The sequence below is a fragment of the Dysgonomonas gadei ATCC BAA-286 genome, assembly GCF_000213555.1.
GTDB classification, from domain to species: Bacteria; Bacteroidota; Bacteroidia; order Bacteroidales; family Dysgonomonadaceae; genus Dysgonomonas; species Dysgonomonas gadei.
Window position 1 is genome coordinate 105,909 of sequence record NZ_GL891982.1, and the last position, 19,745, is coordinate 125,653.

Annotated in this window: 13 protein-coding genes; 7 read left to right on the plus strand and 6 right to left on the minus strand. The window is 39.0% G+C overall.

From position 1 onward, the window contains the following. Positions 1–44 precede the first annotated feature (44 nt). On the plus strand, positions 45–1,280 hold the full coding sequence (locus tag HMPREF9455_RS08860) for an exo-beta-N-acetylmuramidase NamZ family protein (protein ID WP_006799315.1): 1,236 nt from the start codon (positions 45–47) through the stop codon (positions 1,278–1,280). A gap of 120 nt (positions 1,281–1,400) precedes the next feature. Beyond that, positions 1,401–2,678: a 3-keto-disaccharide hydrolase gene (locus tag HMPREF9455_RS08865; protein WP_006799316.1), complete on the plus strand. Its 1,278-nt coding sequence runs from the start codon at positions 1,401–1,403 to the stop codon at positions 2,676–2,678. Between the two features lie 110 nt (positions 2,679–2,788). Here HMPREF9455_RS08865 and HMPREF9455_RS08870 read toward each other — a convergent pair whose 3' ends face one another. Together HMPREF9455_RS08870 and HMPREF9455_RS08875 are read right to left on the minus strand one after the other, a co-directional pair. Continuing rightward, a complete protein-coding gene (locus HMPREF9455_RS08870) occupies positions 2,789–3,610 on the minus strand; it encodes a formamidopyrimidine-DNA glycosylase (protein ID WP_006799317.1) in 822 nt (273 codons plus the stop codon). Between the two features lie 37 nt (positions 3,611–3,647). After that, the gene (locus HMPREF9455_RS08875; protein ID WP_006799318.1) at positions 3,648–6,020 is read right to left on the minus strand and encodes a monovalent cation:proton antiporter family protein; all 2,373 of its coding nucleotides are present in this window, start codon (positions 6,018–6,020) and stop codon (positions 3,648–3,650) included. Between the two features lie 313 nt (positions 6,021–6,333). Between HMPREF9455_RS08875 and HMPREF9455_RS08880 the strand changes: the two genes are divergently transcribed. Both HMPREF9455_RS08880 and pheS read left to right on the plus strand, forming a co-directional pair. Then, on the plus strand, positions 6,334–7,482 hold the full coding sequence (locus HMPREF9455_RS08880; RefSeq protein WP_006799319.1) for an OmpA family protein: 1,149 nt from the start codon (positions 6,334–6,336) through the stop codon (positions 7,480–7,482). A 686-nt stretch (positions 7,483–8,168) separates the two neighbouring features. Next, positions 8,169–9,188: a phenylalanine--tRNA ligase subunit alpha gene (pheS, locus tag HMPREF9455_RS08885; protein ID WP_006799320.1), complete on the plus strand. Its 1,020-nt coding sequence runs from the start codon at positions 8,169–8,171 to the stop codon at positions 9,186–9,188. Between the two features lie 92 nt (positions 9,189–9,280). On the opposite strand, the gene HMPREF9455_RS08890 is transcribed toward pheS, so the two are convergent. From HMPREF9455_RS08890 to HMPREF9455_RS08900, 3 genes are all read right to left on the minus strand, one after another. Beyond that, the gene (locus HMPREF9455_RS08890) at positions 9,281–11,185 is read right to left on the minus strand and encodes a DUF4139 domain-containing protein (RefSeq protein ID WP_006799321.1); all 1,905 of its coding nucleotides are present in this window, start codon (positions 11,183–11,185) and stop codon (positions 9,281–9,283) included. 212 nt (positions 11,186–11,397) lie between these two features. Then, a complete protein-coding gene (locus HMPREF9455_RS08895; RefSeq protein WP_006799322.1) occupies positions 11,398–12,876 on the minus strand; it encodes a DUF3868 domain-containing protein in 1,479 nt (492 codons plus the stop codon). A gap of 11 nt (positions 12,877–12,887) precedes the next feature. Continuing rightward, positions 12,888–13,469: a DUF3575 domain-containing protein gene (locus HMPREF9455_RS08900; protein WP_006799323.1), complete on the minus strand. Its 582-nt coding sequence runs from the start codon at positions 13,467–13,469 to the stop codon at positions 12,888–12,890. A 539-nt stretch (positions 13,470–14,008) separates the two neighbouring features. Between HMPREF9455_RS08900 and HMPREF9455_RS08905 the strand changes: the two genes are divergently transcribed. Continuing rightward, the gene (locus tag HMPREF9455_RS08905; protein ID WP_006799324.1) at positions 14,009–14,446 is read left to right on the plus strand and encodes an Hsp20/alpha crystallin family protein; all 438 of its coding nucleotides are present in this window, start codon (positions 14,009–14,011) and stop codon (positions 14,444–14,446) included. 551 nt (positions 14,447–14,997) lie between these two features. Further along, complete coding sequence (locus HMPREF9455_RS08910; RefSeq protein WP_006799325.1) at positions 14,998–17,409, plus strand: TonB-dependent receptor; 2,412 nt, start codon at positions 14,998–15,000, stop codon at positions 17,407–17,409. A gap of 4 nt (positions 17,410–17,413) precedes the next feature. Here the strand turns inward: HMPREF9455_RS08910 and HMPREF9455_RS08915 are convergent, their stop codons facing one another. Beyond that, the gene (locus HMPREF9455_RS08915; protein WP_148401868.1) at positions 17,414–18,301 is read right to left on the minus strand and encodes a hypothetical protein; all 888 of its coding nucleotides are present in this window, start codon (positions 18,299–18,301) and stop codon (positions 17,414–17,416) included. Positions 18,302–18,475: 174 nt separating this feature from the next. Between HMPREF9455_RS08915 and HMPREF9455_RS08920 the strand changes: the two genes are divergently transcribed. Continuing rightward, entirely contained in the window at positions 18,476–19,624 is a 1,149-nt protein-coding gene (locus HMPREF9455_RS08920) for an iron-containing alcohol dehydrogenase (protein ID WP_006799327.1), read from the plus strand. Positions 19,625–19,745: the final 121 nt, after the last annotated feature.

Sequence of the window (19,745 nt, forward strand, 5' to 3'; positions counted from 1 at the left end):
CGTAAACATCTATCAACAAAGTATTCATAATTTAATTTACTATTATGAAAAAAATATTTCTGATATTGGCAGCTATATCAATAATCCCTGCCTTATGTTTCGCTCAAAAAATAAGAATAAAAACTGGCATTGAAGTTCTGAAAGATCAAAACTTTAAAATACTGGAAGGAAAACGCGTAGGTCTGATTACAAACCCTACAGGAGTCGATAACAATATGAAGTCTGTTATTGATGTACTCTATGAGGCCCCGAATGTAAATCTGACAGCACTTTTTGCTCCTGAACATGGAGTACGAGGCGACAGGCATGCCGGAGACTATGTAGAAACCGTCACCGACCCCAAAACCGGGCTTACGGTTTATTCCCTTCATGGTAAAACACGCAAAGCGACACCCGATATGCTGAAAGATATCGATGTTCTTGTATATGACATACAGGATATAGGCAGCCGTTCATTCACATACATCAGCACAATGGGGCTGGCTATGGAAGCAGCCGCAGAAAACAATATCGAATTCGTTGTTCTGGACAGACCAAATCCTCTGGGCGGACAAAAGGTAGAAGGCTGTCTGGTAGAAGACGGCTTTATATCATTTGTGAGCCAGTTCAAAATACCATATGTATATGGACTAACCTGCGGAGAACTGGCATTGCTTCTCAATGGGGAAAACATGTTGAAAGGCAAATGCAAGCTACAGGTAGTAAAAATGAAAGGCTGGAAACGAAAAATGACTTATGACCAAACAGGCCTGCAATGGATACCATCATCACCTCACATTCCCCAGCCGGTTTCTGCTATATTTTATCCGGTTTCGGGCATATTGGGAGAACTGGGATATATGTCTATCGGTGTAGGGTATACAATCCCTTTTCAGATGTTTGCAACAGAGTGGATCGACGCTGACGATTTAGCGGGAAACCTGAATCGTTTACGACTACCCGGTGTACATTTCCGACCTATACACTTAAAACCATTCTATTCGGTAGGACAAGGCAAACTATATCAAGGGGTGCAGGTGCATATAATGGATTACGAAAAGGCAAGATTGTCCGAAATACAATTCTACGTTATGCAGGAAGTAGCTAAGTTATATCCGGACAAAGCTGTATTCAACAATGCTGACCAAAAGCGTTTCAGGATGTTCGACCAGGTTGCGGGAAGTGATTATATCAGATTGACCTTCGCAAAAAATAACAGCTTCGACGATATTAAAGATTTTTGGTATAAAGACACAGAGGCTTTCAAACGGCTATCAAAAAAGTATTATTTATATAAATAAAGTAGACAGATATCAATATTTACATATCTTATATCGACAAATAATCTTTTATTTTATAGCATTTTTATTATCTTTGTTGAAATAGTTAATTATTTTATTTAATACCAAAGCCCTAATTTAATGAAACCAAAAATTAAAAACTTTATTACATCATGTGCTATCTTGTCCATAGCATTGACTTCCTGCAACAGTACACAACCCGAAAACACTTTATCGGAAAAGGAAAAAGCCGAAGGATGGCAATTGCTATTTGACGGAAAGACAATGGCCGGATGGAAAGACTATAACGGTACAACTCTTACGCAGCCGTGGCATGTAGTTGAAGGTTGTATCCAGGCCAAAGGCGATGGCAGCGATGCCAGCGGTTATATTGTAACTGATAAGCAATACGAAAACTTCGAACTTTCATGGGACTGGAAGCTATCTAAAGGCGGCAACAGCGGTATGTTGTACCATGTGGTAGAACGCCCTCAATATAGTGTACCTTATGTTACAGGCCCCGAATACCAATTGATAGATGCCCCTAATTTCCCCGACAAACTGGAAGACTGGCAAAATATGGGTGCAGATTATGCGATGCATATTCCTGATACATCTCTGATGAAAGTAAACCCACAGGGAGAATGGAACAATTCTAGAATTGTATTCGACAATGGGCATGTTGAACATTGGCTCAATGGTGTAAAGATAATTGAATTCGAGGCATGGACCGACGACTGGTATGCGCGTAAGAACAGCGGCAAATGGCACAATGCACCGGAATACGGACTGGCTAAAAAAGGTGTGCTATGCCTGCAAGATCACGGATATCCGGCATCGTTCCGCAATATCAAGATAAAAGAGCTTCCCCGCAAGACAAAAGAGGTGACACTCTTTAATGGTACAGACCTTACAGGATGGGATGTATACGGAACCGAAAAATGGTATGTACAGGACGGGCTGTTAGTTTGCGAAAGTGGCCCGGACAAACAATACGGCTACTTAGCCACACGCGAATATTATGATGATTTCGACCTGACTGTCGAATTTAAGCAGGAAGCCGACGGAAACTCCGGCGTATTTATCCGCTCTTTTATAGAAAAGGATGTGAAAGTAAACGGATGGCAAGTAGAAGTAGCTCCTAAAGGTCATGGTACAGGCGGTATTTATGAATCTTACGGACGCGGATGGATCATAGAAGCTCCAAAAGAAAAAGATAATGTGCTAAAAGTCGGAGACTGGAACACAATGCGCATTCTGGTTCAGGGAGATAAAGTTACTACCTGGCTCAACGGTGAAGAAATAGTAAATCTCGTGGACGAAAAAATCGGACAGGGACAAGGGCGTATTGCGCTCCAAATACACGATGGTGGAGGAATTAAAGTATTGTGGCGCAATCTGAAGCTGAAAACACTATAATAAAAAACACTACTTTTTCTGCAATAGCTTTTCATATTGTACCATATACTAAAAAGGGTTACCCGCTTAGGTAACCCTTTGATTTATTTATATGACCGTAATGATATTTATTATTTCTGGCAAGATGGACAATAATACACTGTACCCCCCAGATATGCTTCTTTCACAATTTCGCCTCCACAGTTAGGACAAGGTCGCTTATACGTATTTTTGGAGAGAAGGCATTTATATCCTCCAAAATTGCCATAGAAGTCCTTTTCTGTATCGCGCCCTCCTTTATCGGTCATACTTTGCAATGTAACCTTCAGACAATGAAACAGGTCTCCCCTTTCAAAATCGGAAATAGTTGATATTTTTCGCTTCGGATGAAGCCCTGCCTTGAACAGTATATCCTGCAATACGCCGTTGCCCAGCCCCGGTATGCGTTGTTCGGTAGCCAGCAAGGCTTTTACTGACATATCTTTTTTCACGTTGCTGAATATGCTATCGAAATACTGCCTGTCAAACTTATCTGCCAGAGGAGAAATACTATTGAGGCTGTTGCGATGATAGAAGTTGTCCATTTCTCCTTTATATGCATAGATGGCGCCATACATAGACACGGTGAAAGCCATAAAGCTTTTATCGTCGAACTCTATCAATAACTGATGCTTGACGGGATGGCTTTCGAAAGAAGGATAGTATTTCAGATTTGTGCCATCACCTATGGAGATTTTCACATCTTCGTCGCAAAGTATATCTAAAAAAGCTCCATACCCTCTTACCCCCTCAATCTCTCGTCCGACAAGTATATCGGGATACAAGAGTGGATCGCCATTATACCATGTAAACTTATGCGGACTAGTAGCCTGTACAACCTTTACTATCCGCTTCCCTGCCAGAATTGTTTCGGCCTGACGGCTGATTGTATTTGATTCGGGTATCTCAATCATGATCTCTAGATTTATATTCCACGATTAAAGAAGTCTATTAAGGTATAATTGGTTGTAAATCATCAATATTTTCTTCAAAAGAATTCAGTTTCTCCTTCTCTCCGGCAAGCCATATGATATCCCCTTCTTCAAACATAAAGTTAGGAGTAAACTGTATAATAGATTCATCATTCCGGTCTATGCCAATAACCATACATTCGGTTTTCTCACGTATAGCGGCATTAGCTATGGTCTTACCCACGAGCGGAGAATCCGGCTCCACAAGGAATTGCGACAAACTCACATGGTGTTGGGCTTCTTCTTCCATTTGCGAGGCCTGCTCCCGCTTATCGTGAAGATATTGAGCCAAAGTCTGCATCTCTTCATCAGAGCCTGAAACTACAAGCTTATCGAAGGGATAGAGACGTTCGTTCCCATCAGGAATATTTATTTTTTTACTTCCACGTATTATTGTTACAATATTCACACCCGTCTTTTGCCTGAAATTAAGTTCACGCAATGTCTTTCCTATACTAGGTGACGATTGGGAGATTTCAAATTCTTCGACATGTATACTCTTGGAACGCAGATCATTAGCTACTGTAGGTAGAAATGCCGCTTTTTTCTCATCGTATTTTTGCTTCAGATTCAGATTCTCAAGGAAACGAGCCTCTATTTTTCGCGACTGCTTCTTGAATCCCTGAGAAAATACAATCAATGTAACTACAGCCAGTGATATTATCACCATCAGTATTGTCAGCCTTGGGAATAACGGGATCAGAACCATCAGTACCAATGCAACACAGATAACGATGCGGAAAGCGATAAGAGAAATTAATGCCCCTCTGTTGAAACGGTTGTCTCTCCACAGATTCTTGAATTCTTCCGAACGGTTTTTCTTCATCATGACAGCACGCAGGAATGGGGCCATCAGCGTAAGGGTAATCACCGCCGCCAATATATTCCCCCAGATACTTCCAGGTACATATTCAACGATATATGGATTTATAAAATTCTGAAATACAAGAAGTATTGCAATAGAAATAGTCGTATATATAGCAACTAATTTGAGTATGCTTTGAAGTAATTTCTTCCAGTCGTTTTGTTTATTAACGGTATTATAGCTTGACATACCATACCCCTCTATCAGTTTATCCCATTTCTTAGGAATGCGTTTTTCGAGCCAATTATAAGCAGGTTCAGCTCCCTTGATACAATATGGGGTTGTAAATGTAGTTATCACCGATACGGCAACAATGATAGGGTAAAGCGTTTCGGTAATAACCCCCAGTCCCATTCCCAGAGAAGCAATAATGAATGAAAACTCACCGATCTGAGCCAGACTGAAACCCGATTGTAAGGCTACCTTCAGGCCTTCCCCCGATGCCAATACTCCGACAGTAGCAAAAATAGTACGTCCGATAAGGATAACTAATGTCAGTATCAGAATAAGCACGGCATATTCTCCGATCACAGCCGGATCTATCATCATACCTACCGATACAAAGAAAACGGCTCCAAACAGGTTCTTCAGTGGTTCGATAAGATGTTCTATATGTTTAGACTCGATTGTTTCGGCCAAAATTGATCCCATAATAAATGCGCCCAAGGCAGCAGAGAAACCGACACTAGTAGCAAACAGTACCATGCCCAGGCAAAGACCAACAGCAACAATAAGCAATGTTTCGTCATTCAGGTATTTTTTCAGTTTCTTTAGCATTGTAGGTATCATATAAATACCCACCACAAACCAGATAAGCATAAAGAAGACCAGTTTAACCACACTATTTGCGACTTCGCCGCTCTCGAAATGCTGGCTGGAAGCAAATGTGGTAAGCAATACCATCATTACAATGGCTGCAATATCTTCTACGATAAGCATCCCGAATACTATGCCTGCAAACTTTTTCTTTTGCAGCCCCATATCGTTAAATGCCTTTATAATAATAGTAGTGGAGGACATGGACAACATACAGCCGAGATAAATACTATCCATTGAGGTCCAGTCATCGATAAGATTGACAATAAATAGCTCACCAGCCAGATAACCGATTATTATCATCGATCCCAAATTGATGAGCGTAGCTATCGAGGCCTTTCCCCCCACATCTATCAGTTTCTTGAAACTGAATTCCAGCCCTAGCGCAAATAGAAGAAATATGACCCCGATTTCAGCCCAGATGCTAACATTAGCCATATCGGATATTTCCGGCAATACCTTAAACACATCGGCAACCTGCCCTTCGGGGATGTCGGTTACTTTTACAACCAGGTCTTCTATAAATTTTTTGAAATGAAGACTCGCAATGAATCCTGCAACAATGTACCCGAGTACAACAGGTTGTTTCAACCATTTAAATACAATGGTTATAAACCCGGCTGTAATAAGTATTATAGCCAAGTCACTTATAAAATCTGGAAGATGCGCCATATATTTATAATAATCTATTTTTTGTGTATATTTTCTCTGTTCCTAGAAAGGATGTTACCAACAGATGTTTTTGGCATTTAAAAGTAACAAAAAAAAATGATTTTAGAAATAAAAAATCAAATTGTCATTAAAATTTATCAATTTGCCTCTTTTTTAAGATTCTTTCCTCTTTGCTGTCAACTAGGCGTTTAGCCTGTTGATTTTTATATTTATTAATTAACAAATTATTTTGTTAACAATTTATTCTACTTTTGCATTTGAACAATGTGATATTCACATTCGTTTAAATAAAACAGTAACAAAATTTTAGAAAATGAAAAAGGTTCTTTTAACTATCGCAGCAGTTGCTATATCTGCAGCTCCTGCACTGGCACAAGAAAAAGCTATTGTTCCGTCAAAATTTGGCGATAATTGGTTTCTACAATTACAAGGCGGCGCATCCTACACAATCAGTGAGTATCACAAAGATGCATCTTTCGGAGATGTTGTAACTCCATATGCTGCAGTATCTCTTGGTAAATATTTTTCACCGAAAACAGGTGCACGTCTACAAGTTGGCGGATGGGAATCCAAAAACTATTATAAATTGAATAATACAGATGGTACATACAAATCGAAGTATTTCCAAATCAATGCTGATGGATTACTTAACCTTACCAATTTGGTACTTCCTTACAAAGAAGACAGAATGTTCAATCTGATTGGTTTTGCCGGTCTTGGTTATGTACATGTATTCAAAGATTCTGAAAATGGTATCCATACTGTAAATAGCATTGTACCACGTGCAGGTTTGCAAGCTGATTTCCGTGTAAGCGAAATAGCAAGTATCAACCTGGAAGTTGCAGGTAACCTTATGCGTGACGATTTTAACGGTCGTGAACAAGGTTCACACTATGATGGTACAGTAAATGCATTACTGGGAGTTTCTTTTAAATTATCGAAAGGCGGCTTCAAAATTGTAGATGCAGCAGACCCTGCAGAACTACAACGTTTGAATAACCAAATAAATGATCAGAGAGCTTTACTTGGTAACAAAGATTCTGAAATCAGCAGACTGAAAACAGAATTGGCTAACAAACCTGAACCTCAGGTAATAGTACAGGAAACTAAAGAAATTAAAGAACAGACAGAAGTATTGATGAATGCTGTTGTGGTATTCCGCATTGGTAGCGCTAAACTTGAGCAAAACCAGGATATCAATATCTTCAATGCTGCCCGCTATTTGAAAGACAATCCTAGTGTTAACGTGGTAGTTACAGGTTATGCTGATAAGAGCACCGGTACAGCTGCAATCAACCAAAGGCTGTCTGAACAACGTGCCGAAGCAGTAGCAAAAGTACTGATCGACAAATACGATATTGCTCCTAGCCGTATCACAACAAAAGCCAGTGGCGACAAAGAACAATTGTTCCCTACCGACCAATGGAATCGTGTAGTCGTGTTTACAGCTGTAACTAAGTAAAAATATAATACAGTGTTATATGAAAAGGATGTCTTTTGAGGCATCCTTTTTTATTTGGTCAGGTCAAGAGCTATATCAGCAGAAATATATCAGGAAAACCGCACAGTATTTAGTTTTTTCTGAAAAAGTTTATCTATGTAATTAGAGCCGATAACCCTTAGCTGTTAGCTTACAGTTCTTTGAAATATTGGAATAAGTGGTAAGTAGTAAGTAGTAAGTTTTAAGTAATAGGTTGAAAGACCTGCATTTCTGTTTACTGCTAACTGTTTACTGTTAACTGTAAATAGTGTTACCTTTGTTACCTTTTAATGAAGGAGATGCTTCGCACCATTTAGCATGACAAAATAATTATTAATTGTTCATTCTTAATTATCAATTGTTTTCCGTTACTTTTGTTACCTTTTAATTAGACATTGTTAATTAACGCAAATATTACAGGTGAAAAAATAATGAAAAAGTGTCAGAAGTGTCAGGTTTTAACAATCCATAGTTAATAGATATAAATATGGCTGTAAATTATAAGTAATGACCTGAATTTTGCGCCTTAGCGTCTTTGCGAGAGAATACTGTTAACTGAAACGTGGCCTATTTCGTGAGTTTGCCTTAAAAATGCAATGCATCTATCGGATATAAAGAAAGAAAAATGTATTTTTGTACTCGTTTCTTAGAAAATACGAAAACTAGATATGATTGACAAAATTAACCAGCTGTTGTCTGAAATAGATAACCTGAAAGCCGCTAAGGCAGAGGAAATAGAAGCTCTGCGCATTAAGTATCTGAGTAAGAAAGGTGAAGTTTCAATGTTGATGAACGATTTTCGCAACGTTGCTGCCGAGCAGAAACGTGAGGTAGGAATGAGACTCAACGAGCTGAAAGAAAAAGCGCAGGAGAAAATCAACCAGTTGAAAGATTCACTCGAAAACTCACAAACGGGCGATTCTTCTATAGACCTTACCCGCACTGCGGCTCCAATAGCATTAGGTACCCGTCATCCCTTATCAATTGTTAAGAAAGAAATCTGTGATATATTTCGCCGTCTCGGATTTTCTATTGCCGAAGGACCGGAAATAGAGGATGACTGGCATGTATTCTCATCCCTCAACTTTGCCGAAGACCATCCGGCACGTGACATGCAGGATACATTCTTCATTGCACGCAGCCCCGAAATAGTGCTCCGTACGCATACATCGTCCGTGCAAACCCGTGTGATGGAGAAACAACAACCTCCCATCCGTATCATCTGTCCCGGACGTGTATATCGCAACGAGGCTATTTCATACCGCGCACATTGTTTCTTCCATCAGGTAGAAGCTCTTTATATTGACAAAAATGTGTCATTTGCCGATCTTAAACAAGCATTATTGTTTTTTGCTAAAGAAATGTTCGGCGCGGATACTAAAATTCGCCTGCGTCCTTCTTACTTCCCTTTCACAGAGCCTAGTGCAGAAATGGATATATCATGTAATATCTGTGGAGGCAAAGGTTGTCCGTTCTGCAAACATACAGGCTGGGTAGAAATATTAGGTTGTGGTATGGTAGACCCGAATGTATTGGAAAACTGCGGCATTGACAGCAAAGTATATACCGGTTATGCCTTAGGAATGGGTATAGAACGTATTACCAATCTCAAATACAGGGTAAAAGACCTACGCATGTTCTCTGAGAATGACAAACGTTTCTTAGAACAGTTCGAAAGCGCACATTGATTATAATTATTCAATCTTCTTAGAATAAAAAGCCATCTCCTTGTATTGAGATGGCTTTTCATTTGTAGCATTTGTCTTTTACTGTTAAGTAATTATTCTATTGTTAGATTCCGGTCTTTTGGATACTTCACTTTATATTTGAGTTCCAGTTCTTTTTTTGCTGACGGGTTCAATTCCATTTTCCACTTCACCTCCCCTGTATCGGTATTCAGATCCGCACCCGATAAATTCTCTGCATTAACTTCTATCTCTGTGGTAGTGGATACGGGTATCTGGTCGAGTATAACAAAATTGATGGGCTGGCTCTTGTTATTCCTTACACTAATCTTCCAAGCCCGTGTATCTTCCTTCTTTGAACCTAAAAATTTCTTCGTATTAAAGTCCTTTACCTTATCGCGGCTGACCAGAATGTTCTTGTCGCGTCCAAGGGATATACTTAAGGTATCCGAGACATAACGTGTATCAAGTATCGTCTTGCCTATATAGGTATTCTCAAAGAAAATATTGGCTTCACCTTCTAATAAGTTATACTTTTCCCAGTCGGTAATATTTGCAAGAAGAAAAGCATCTTTATTAATTTTAGGGATTGCGAAATATTCATAATCGGCAGGCAGTTCATAACGATCTACCTCTACAATCGTATTTTTATTGTCCGATTTAATTGTATAAGGTATCTTAATTTCGAATTCAACCGCTGTCTGATTTTCTACCTGAGCGGTCGGCATTGCTACATCTTTTCTTTCAAATGCCGGAGCGGCAGGAGGAGCGGATTTTGATTTCTGAACCTGAACTCCTGCCACAGCACCTGCAAGTTCCTTCTTCACTGTTCCATAACCAACGACCACTACCTCCTCCAACATTTTGGAATCTTCCTGCATATATATATGCATACTTGACCCTGTGATAGGTAGCGTCTGCGACACCATACCTACAAATGAGAATACTAATTCTTTGCCATTTTGAGGAATTGCAAGCGAAAAACGACCGTCAAGATCTGTTACCGTACCTATAGTCGTACCTTTCACTACGACAGTTACTCCGACAAGAGGCTCGCCCGAATTTTCAAACACAACACCGCTTACCTGATTATTATCGACCTGGGTATCGTAACGCGGGGGAGCTGTATAATAATTCAGGAAATACGTTTTAAGTTTAGGTGCTATATTTCCCTGATTCGGATCGGCCGATGATATTTTCAACCTCACGTCTTTCCATTCTTCTTGTGTATTCTGATGTATATTCGCCTTATAAATCAGTTGTATCGGTTTGTCTATACTGATAGCCCGCACGTCATATGTCGGATACCAGCCTGCATTTCTGACATAATACATAAGTTCCATATTAGCTCTGGTGGCTCTTTTGCAATCCACTTCCACCACAACTTCCCCCATAGGCGTGCGTTTAGTTGTGTTTCCATCTTGTTTGCCCTCACTGAGAATTGCTCTTTTTTCGGCTTCCAGCATTTTAATACGATTTGATATTTCAAGGTCTTTTACTTTTAGGGCCGTCATGCGTTCCCTGTAGTAATTTGCGGTCTCCTTTAATGTCAGCAGACTCACACCTGTATTGGTGCCGCCAATTTTCTTGTTTTCTTCCAAAAATTTCAATTCATCCTGAATTACTGCTCTAGAAATTTGCTCCGAAGCCAGCTTATCATCTATATCCTTTACCTGCTGGTCGGCAGTTTTTGGTACAACAGGCTTCTTCAAACTATCGAGAAAACTCGATTGATGATTTACAGATACAACCATCACTTCACCATCCATTTTGACCTGTACACTTTTAGCGTCAATGTAGGGAGAAAGATTTGTAAACCTTATTTTGGTCTTGCCCGGCAATAAGTCAACAGTTTTTTTTCTTAAGACCTGTGCTCCATTTATAAAAACCGTTGCTTCAGATACATCCGTTTTCAAAACTATCTCCTTTGGCTCTTGTGCAGTTAGGGATAAAATGGGTAGAAGCAGTGCTAGGATTGGCAAAAGTAAATGTTTCAGCATAATATATAGATTTTAATTAGTAATCTTACATTAAAGCAAGCACTAGCGAAAATAGGTAAAGATTAATAAATGCTGAAATTTTTCCTGATTAAAATACATTATACCCAGTGAAGAAAATAGAATCCTTATTACTCAATAGAATGAAGCAGGATTCGAACTTACCATCCGAATCCTGTCTTACTATTGATAACTAATTTAAAAAACTAACCTGATTATTTAATCTGAGCATCATATTCGATTTTCTTTTCCACTTCTTTTAAATTATATCTTGCTGCCTCTATACCACTTCCGGCAGCCTTACTAAACTGAGCTTTTGCCTTATCCATATCACCACTTAAAAGATACAGCACACCTATATTATTCGCATATTCCGGTGAACTCACATTCGACCTCTTCAGATATTTCTCTGCATTGGTAAGGTTATTTGCCGACAGAGCCGCAGCCGCAGCATTCAGATTAGCAACTTCATCGTCAGGGAACATCCTTACAGCTGTTTCAAATACATCTATGAAATCGTTACCACCTGCCTGATAAGAATTCGCAATACGAAACATTTCTTCGAGGCTCAACTGTTGTGGACGTGTTTTTATTATTTCTTTCGCTTCAGCAACATCAAATCCTTTCACATTATAAAAAGCATGAGATTCGACCTTACGCAGTTTAGGGTATATTTCTTTCAGCATCTGCTGATAAGGTTCTCCATTATCCAAGCTTTTCAGTTTCGTTTTTCGGGTTGCCAGCTCTCCGGTATTTCTTATTATATCTATCACAGCGTCTTTATCCTTCATATTCGAGGCCTCAAGGGCAGCAAGCAATCCCGACCAGTTTTCTCCACCATACTCCACTTTGTACATATCGGCAGGATAATCGAGTTTCGAGGTCAGATATGCTTTAAATGATTCGGCTCTGCCTTGCGACAATTTCTCATTATTTGCAATAAGACCTTCGGGCGAAGCATATCCGATAATATGAATACGTGTAACAGTCAAATTATTATCTGCTTTCACAGCCTTAAGCATTTCCTCTATTTTAGATAATTCGACAGGGTTTCCCATATAACCGGGCAGTATATTGGTTTTATTTACCGGAAAGTCTAAATATGTCTCCCACTGTTCTTTACGCAATTTCACATCTTCTACTTTAGGCTGTATATAAGCCAGCTGAGGCACCATTACATATGGAGTAACCGGCAGCTGCGGCACATTTTCTATTACCTGCTCCACGGCTACCTCCTGCTCATGCCCACCACATCCGCAAAGGTCTTCTTTTATATCCAGATGAGCCGTATCCATCCACTTTTCGTAAGGGATTGTTTGTTTGTAATGCAACTGACCTTTCGACTTCTTATCCAGTTTTACTACACTATAAGACGACTTATTCACATTCTGGTCACCTTCCAGAGCCTGCGACCTCAGATAGGCCTTGTGACGTGCAGTACCGTTTATTAATATATCCGGCAATTCCATGTCGTGGCTACCATTAGTCAATATTGGAGTTAGAGTAAGAGAACGGCTCTTATCCAGTTTCAAATCCGACATATCTACGATCATATGTACATACAGAAAATCACCTTCGCGGGTCATTTCTCCCGAAGCTATATTTATTTGTCCATTATAGATCTGTTGTGCCATAAGGGGCATAGCCAATACGGACAACAAAAAAATTATGCTGATATTAAATATCTTTTTCATTCCTTTTACTTTTATTTGATAACGTAAATTATACTTAAGCCGGCTTTTGTAGGGCCCCAGTAATCTCTCGTATCATCTTTTATTTTTGTCCCACACTTTTCACACTTATATTTTTCGTAGTCCAGATGGGCATAACCGACTCCTATAGTAGCTTCTATACTCCAATGATTACTCAGTATCCAATGGTATCCGTACGAAATGCCCCCACCCCAAAGGTTACCCTCGTAGCGATATTCTTTTAATCCTAGTTGTTTAATACCGCCTACGCTATACTCACCATAGTGTCCATGTAAACCAAAGAAATGACCATTGAAGCGTTCGCAAGGCCAATATCTTAATTCAGGTTGAACAAGCCAATGTTTTAGTTTTTTATCATCGGAAAACGTCCACGGATTATAATTACCGGATATATCTAATGTAAATTTAGTGGATAAGCCGAATTCAACACTCAGGTTCGGAGTAGTTGTAGCCCAGTACAAGGCATTTGTCTTCAAAGCAAAGGTAGGTAAATAAGCCTGCTTCCGTTCTTCTTGGGCGTGTACTATATTCACAAATGCAAGAACAATGCATGTTAAAAATAATCGTTTAATCATTATTTTGCTTTTTTCTCTTAAAAATTTGTCGTAATCTGTAAAATGAAACTTGAAATAAAAATTCCCGAATGAGCTGTTTTTCTTGCTTGTATATAAACAATAATTAAATCGGAAAAGTTTTGAGTAGTGTCCTTTTTACATATATTAACCTTACATATAAAGTTAATATGTAACGAAAGTCTGAGAGACCTATAAACGAATACAAATATTGGATAGAAGACTTGGTGACCCAAATAAATAAAAGAGTAAATACAATTACTTTTATGTAAGAAACAGTAAGCCTTAGGCCTCCCCTTTGTATTATGTTCAATAAAAAAACGACATTATGTCATAAAAAAAACAATAACAGTCAAACTCAAATACTAAAACAAAACATTATAAAACAAATATTTATCATCATAATTTGAGTTTTTAAAATATTTTAGCACAGACAACAACTGCCATTAAGTCATTTTGCATACTTTTTGCAATATACTTTACAGATACAAAAATGTATAACATAAAGACTAAACTAAAATAAATTTAAGGAGGACTACATTATGAGAAATCAACTTAGAAGGTACGACAGAAACGGAAGTTTTTTCCCTACATTCTTTTCTAATTACTTCAATGATGAAGTATTGAATAGCTTGGGAAGTGCATATCTTCCGGCTACTAATATTTCGGAAAACGAAAAGGCTTTCAACATTGAATTATCTGTTCCGGGATTTGACAAAGATGACATTAAAATAGAAATAGAAAAAGATGTGCTTAAAATTTCGGCTCAGAATGAAGTGAAAAATGAAGAAAAAGACGAAAACGAAAAAGTACTTCGCCGTGAATTCAAAAAATCTTCTTTTACTCGTAGCTTCACTATTCCGGAAGATATAGACACTGATAATATTTCAGCCGTACAAAAAGATGGAATTCTGCAAATTACACTACCGAAACAAGATAAGGCTATCGAAGAGAAGGTAAAAAAGATAGAAATACAATAACTACATAGGTTTTAATTTAGGTTTTTAGGTGAATTAAAAAGGTTACTCAAATATTGGGTAGCCTTTTTTGATTTTCACACAATAAGTTTCTACCTATTCTTTTTAAAAAGTAACAAAGGTAACAAATATCATGTCTGTCCCTTCCACAGAAAGCAGTCGCAATACTACCCCATACGACAAACCTAAAAAAAGTAACACCTTCCGGTATAACGGATAACTCATATTTAATAATCAATATATCAAAGACCGCTTAAATTTAACCTATATTCACAATATATAGTTAAAAGGTAACAGAAGTAACGGGAAACAATGAATAATTAAGAATGAATAATTAAGAATTATTTTGCAATGCTAAGTGGTACGAATCTCCTTCATTAAAAAGTAACAAAAGTAACAGGTCTTCGGCTATTCCTTTTACCCTCTCATCAAACATAAAAACATCACGGATATTCGCTAATACCCGTAGATATAGATAAATATAATCTGTAATAATTATTTGTCCTCCGGAAATATATCCATAAATTTGTTATTTAAAAACCAAACGCTAAACAATGGCTAAAAAACAATTCCTTTTATTACTCTTTTTAATTTCGGTTTCTTCCTATGCGCAGAAAGTAAAAATTGCAGGAATAGTTACAGATAAGGATTTCCGTCCGCTGGAACAGGTGTCGGTATCACAACAAAATACAAGCAATGGTGTATATACAAATAACTACGGATTCTACGAACTGGAGGTATTGCCGGGTGATTCTGTCAAACTTATTTTCTCACTGATCGGCTACCGGAAGCACCTCTATGTCATACCTAAGTTGGCAAAAGATTTCAATCTGAGTGTTACACTGTACGAAGAAGATAATAGCCTGGCTCCTGTTACAGTGGAAGGTGAACGCATGGTTACGACCGTAATCGGACGAATCGACTATATAGCTGCCAGGCGCCCTTCAAACCCTTGGAATAGCATAGAGTCCCTCCTGGCCACTATGGGAGGAGTAAGCTCTACAAATGAGTTGAGTAACCAATATTCGGTACGTGGAGGAAACTTTGATGAAAACATTGTCTATGTAAACGGCATAGAGATATATCGCCCCCTGCTAGTACGGTCGGCGCAACAGGAAGGCCTGAGCTTTATCAATCCCAATATGGTACAGACGGTCGGCTTTTCTGCCGGAGGTTTCAGCGCCGAGTATGGAGATAAAATGTCGTCGGTACTGGATATTACCTATAAAAGGCCGCAGCGATTCGAAGGCGCTGTTTCGGCAGGACTGCTCGGTGGAGAGATATATGTAGGTAATTCCTCTGAAAAATTTTCACAGGTTACCAGCGTCAGGTATAAAACATTGCGCTCCCTGTTGAGCACTACCGATACAAAAGCCGAGTATGACCCTTCTTTTCTCGACTTCCAGACATATATCACTTATAAACTGGGTTCTAAATGGGAAGCCGGTTTCTTAGGGAATTATTCCTATAATAAATATGAATTTACACCCGAAACCCGCGAAACATCATTTGGCACATTAACGTCTCCCCGTACATTTACAGTCCATTTCAATGGATGGGAAAATGACAGCTTCCTTACTTATCAGGGGGCACTGACTTTAAGAGGGAAGGTCACAGACAATCTGAATATCGGGCTTACAGCCTCCGCTTTTTCATCCGACGAACAGGAACGATACGACATAGACGGACGCTATCTTTTACAGGAGTCAAGTCTGACAGGCGATGATGAAAATATCGGGTCACAACTGGCTATAGGCACCTACCATGAACATGCGCGCAATAAGTTGAAGTCGGATGTATATACTTTCACTCATTCCGGCAATCTGAAGATAGACCGTAACATGCTGAAATGGAGTATCAGCTACCAAAAGGAAAAAATAAACGATAAGATAAAGGAATGGGAAATGCGCGACTCGGCAGGCTACTCCCTACCGAGTACCGGAACCGATGTAAATGTATTTTCGAACCTGAAATCGGATAACAAAATCAACCCTACCCGTATTTCGGGATATATACAAGATACTTACAATTTCAGTACAGATGCAGGCTTATTCATACTCAATGCAGGTGTGCGTGCCAGCTACTGGACTTTCAATGAAGAACTGATTGTAAGTCCGCGCGGAGCATTGGCTTTTGTGCCGGCAGGGCTGGATAATCTTTCGTTGCGGGTAGCGGGAGGAGTGTATTACCAGGCTCCTTTTTATAAAGAATTTCAGCGCATTGTTAATGTAGATGGTAATAATGTCACAGAGCTGAATAAAGACATTAAGTCACAGAAGTCGATACATATTGTACTGGGTGCCGATTATTACTTCGGACGGGATATACAGAAGAATATTCCCCCATTCAAATTATCAGGTGAAGTATATTACAAGAAATTATCCGACCTTGTACCGTATACTGTCAACAATGTAAAGATAAGATACACAGGCGAGAACTCCTCCAAAGGTTATTCGATGGGAGCTGACGTAAAATTATACGGTGAATTTATTCCCGGGGCAGATAGTTGGATAAGCCTGTCGTTTATGAAGACCGAACAGGATATAAACGGGATAAAAGTACCTCTGCCTACCGATCAGCGATTCAATTTCGCTCTCTTCTATCAGGACTATTTCCCAGGATATGAACGTTTAAAAATGAGTCTGCGCGGTCTATGGTCGCAAGGGCTGCCCGTATCTGCGCCATACAAAGGCTATGAAACCGGATATTTCCGTACGCCTAATTATAAACGAATCGACATCGGCTTCTCATGGCTGATACTCGGTGAAGACTTTGCGATCCGCAACAGGAATTCATTCTGCAAAGCCTTTAAAAACATATGGCTGGGACTGGATGCGTTTAATATCTTCGACATGCAGAATACAAATACTTATTACTGGATAACAGATGTGAATAATCAACACCATGCCGTACCTAATTATTTGACGGGAAGACAACTGAATGTTAGGTTACTTGCAGAATTTTAAAAGCCTACTCCATTTCTATGGAACATTCGTTTATTACAGTTATATCGCCATTGGTAACGACCTTTTGCATAATACTGTAAATAACCCAGCCCGAATCATGAAGGGCCGAATGAGTGGTGGTTTCATTCTCAAATTGCATATTCCGGACTGCTTCCGTATCAAAACTTTTACCAACCGATTCCGATAGCTTCTTTAAATACTCAAGTGTAGCCACCGTCAGTTGTTCTTTATCTATGCTTTGTACCGATTTCAGCAAATATTCTTCATCCGACATAATCTCTTCCAGTCCGAAATAAGTATTGGCTGTGAAGGGTTTAGAACCCAATACATTCGGCACCTCAATTTCACCCTCCATATAATCACCTAACTTATATGTAACACCGTGAAACATATGATATTGAACAATTTCGTTCACTCCTACCGACTCTATCGCCTCTTTAGTTGAAAAAGTTGATGTAATTTCTTTTTCCAACTTATCCAGTGACTCATCACTCGTTTCTCCTTTTTTTAAACCTTGCAGAATACTGTTTGTCGTCCTGTTTACAAAATCCCTTATTTCTTCCCAGTTCAGAACTTCCTCAAATTCGCCCAGTTCATTTGTTTTATATATTACTTTCAGGTCTTTATTTACATTATCCTTATAAAGCCACTGTATGCTATATGAATTTGCCGTAGAATCTAATACCGATAATTCCACATTATAAACTACAGAATCTGAAGAAATAATTTCTTCATTTTTCAACTGAGTCTTCTTGTTGATAACCTTATAATTGTGAGTCTCCCCTTTATCCCAGTAAGCTATGACTTGCACTGTAGAATCTTCCGGATTGATTTGTCCGAAAATAGTGGCACTGCTGAGCAACAAAAATATTAAAACCGAAAGTTTTTTCATCCTTCTATTTTTTGATGGATAAAAGTAAATAAAAAGATCGGGGTTATTCCTTTTGATAAAATATATTGTATTGTCCGTGTCCATTTAGACTGTTTTTTTAACAACTTTAATAATTAAACTATTACATATTCTATCAAATGATATACCTTTGTTCCAATTACAAAAGATACAATTATGAACAACTTCACTTATGCAAATCCCGTAAAAATCATATTCGGGAAAGATACAATCAAGGAAATAACAAACGAAATACCACAGGGTAGTAAAGTATTGATTACTTATGGTGGCGGCAGTATCAAAAAGAACGGAGTATACGACCAGACTATGAAAGCCCTCAAAGGCTTTGAATGGTACGAATTCGCAGGAATAGAACCTAATCCGCATTATGAGACTTGCATGAAAGCCGTGGAATTCATTAAGGAAAAAGGGATCACCTTTCTTCTGTCCGTTGGTGGAGGCTCGGTGCTTGATGCTACAAAATTTATTGCGGCGGCTGCCCTTTTCGAAGGCAGCGAACCTTGGGATATCCTGTCGAAAGGCAGTGAGATAAAAAAGGCGATGCCTTTTGCCGATATTATTACTTTGCCGGCCACAGGCTCGGAAATGAATAATGGGGGTGTTATCACCCGTGTATCTACAGAGGAAAAGCTCGCCTTCTCTTCCGATTTCACCTATCCGTTATTTTCTGTACTCGACCCTACAGTAACATTCAGTCTGCCTGTACGTCAGGTAGGGAACGGTGTTGTAGATGCATTTGTACATGTGATGGAGCAATATCTCACATATAATGAGAGTAATTCCTTGCTCCAGGATAATATGGCCGAAGCCATCGTTAAAACACTGGTAGAAGAAGGTCCGAAAGCGTTGAGCGATCCCCATAATTATGATGTACGCGCAAACCTGATGTGGGCATCAACATGGGCACTGAACGGATGGATAAACTGCGGTGTACCTCAGGACTGGGCTACACATATGATAGGCCATGAGATTACAGCATTCTACGGCTTAGACCATGCGCAAACATTAGCGATCGTATTGCCGGGAGTAATGACCGTGCTGAAAGAACAGAAGTCGAAGAAAATAATCCGTCTTGGCCGCGAAGTATTCGGCATACAAGGTGACGGAGCTATAGAAAAGACAATAAAAGCTGTAGAAAATTTCTTTGAAACAATGGATGCTAAAACACATTTGTCCGATTATAACCTCGGTGACGAAGCTGTGGAAAAGGTAAGCAAACGACTTGCCGAACGTGGCTGGAAGTTAGGCGAATGCCATAATATAACAGCCGATACAGTAAAAGAAATACTGACATTAAGAAAATAATATCGTATTTTATCCAGTAGAAAGAGTGAGAATTTATGGTTCTCGCTCTTTTATTATTGATTCAGCTGGTTAATTCAAATCAGAACTAAATATTGGTATAAAATTTGTGGTATGTTTTTAC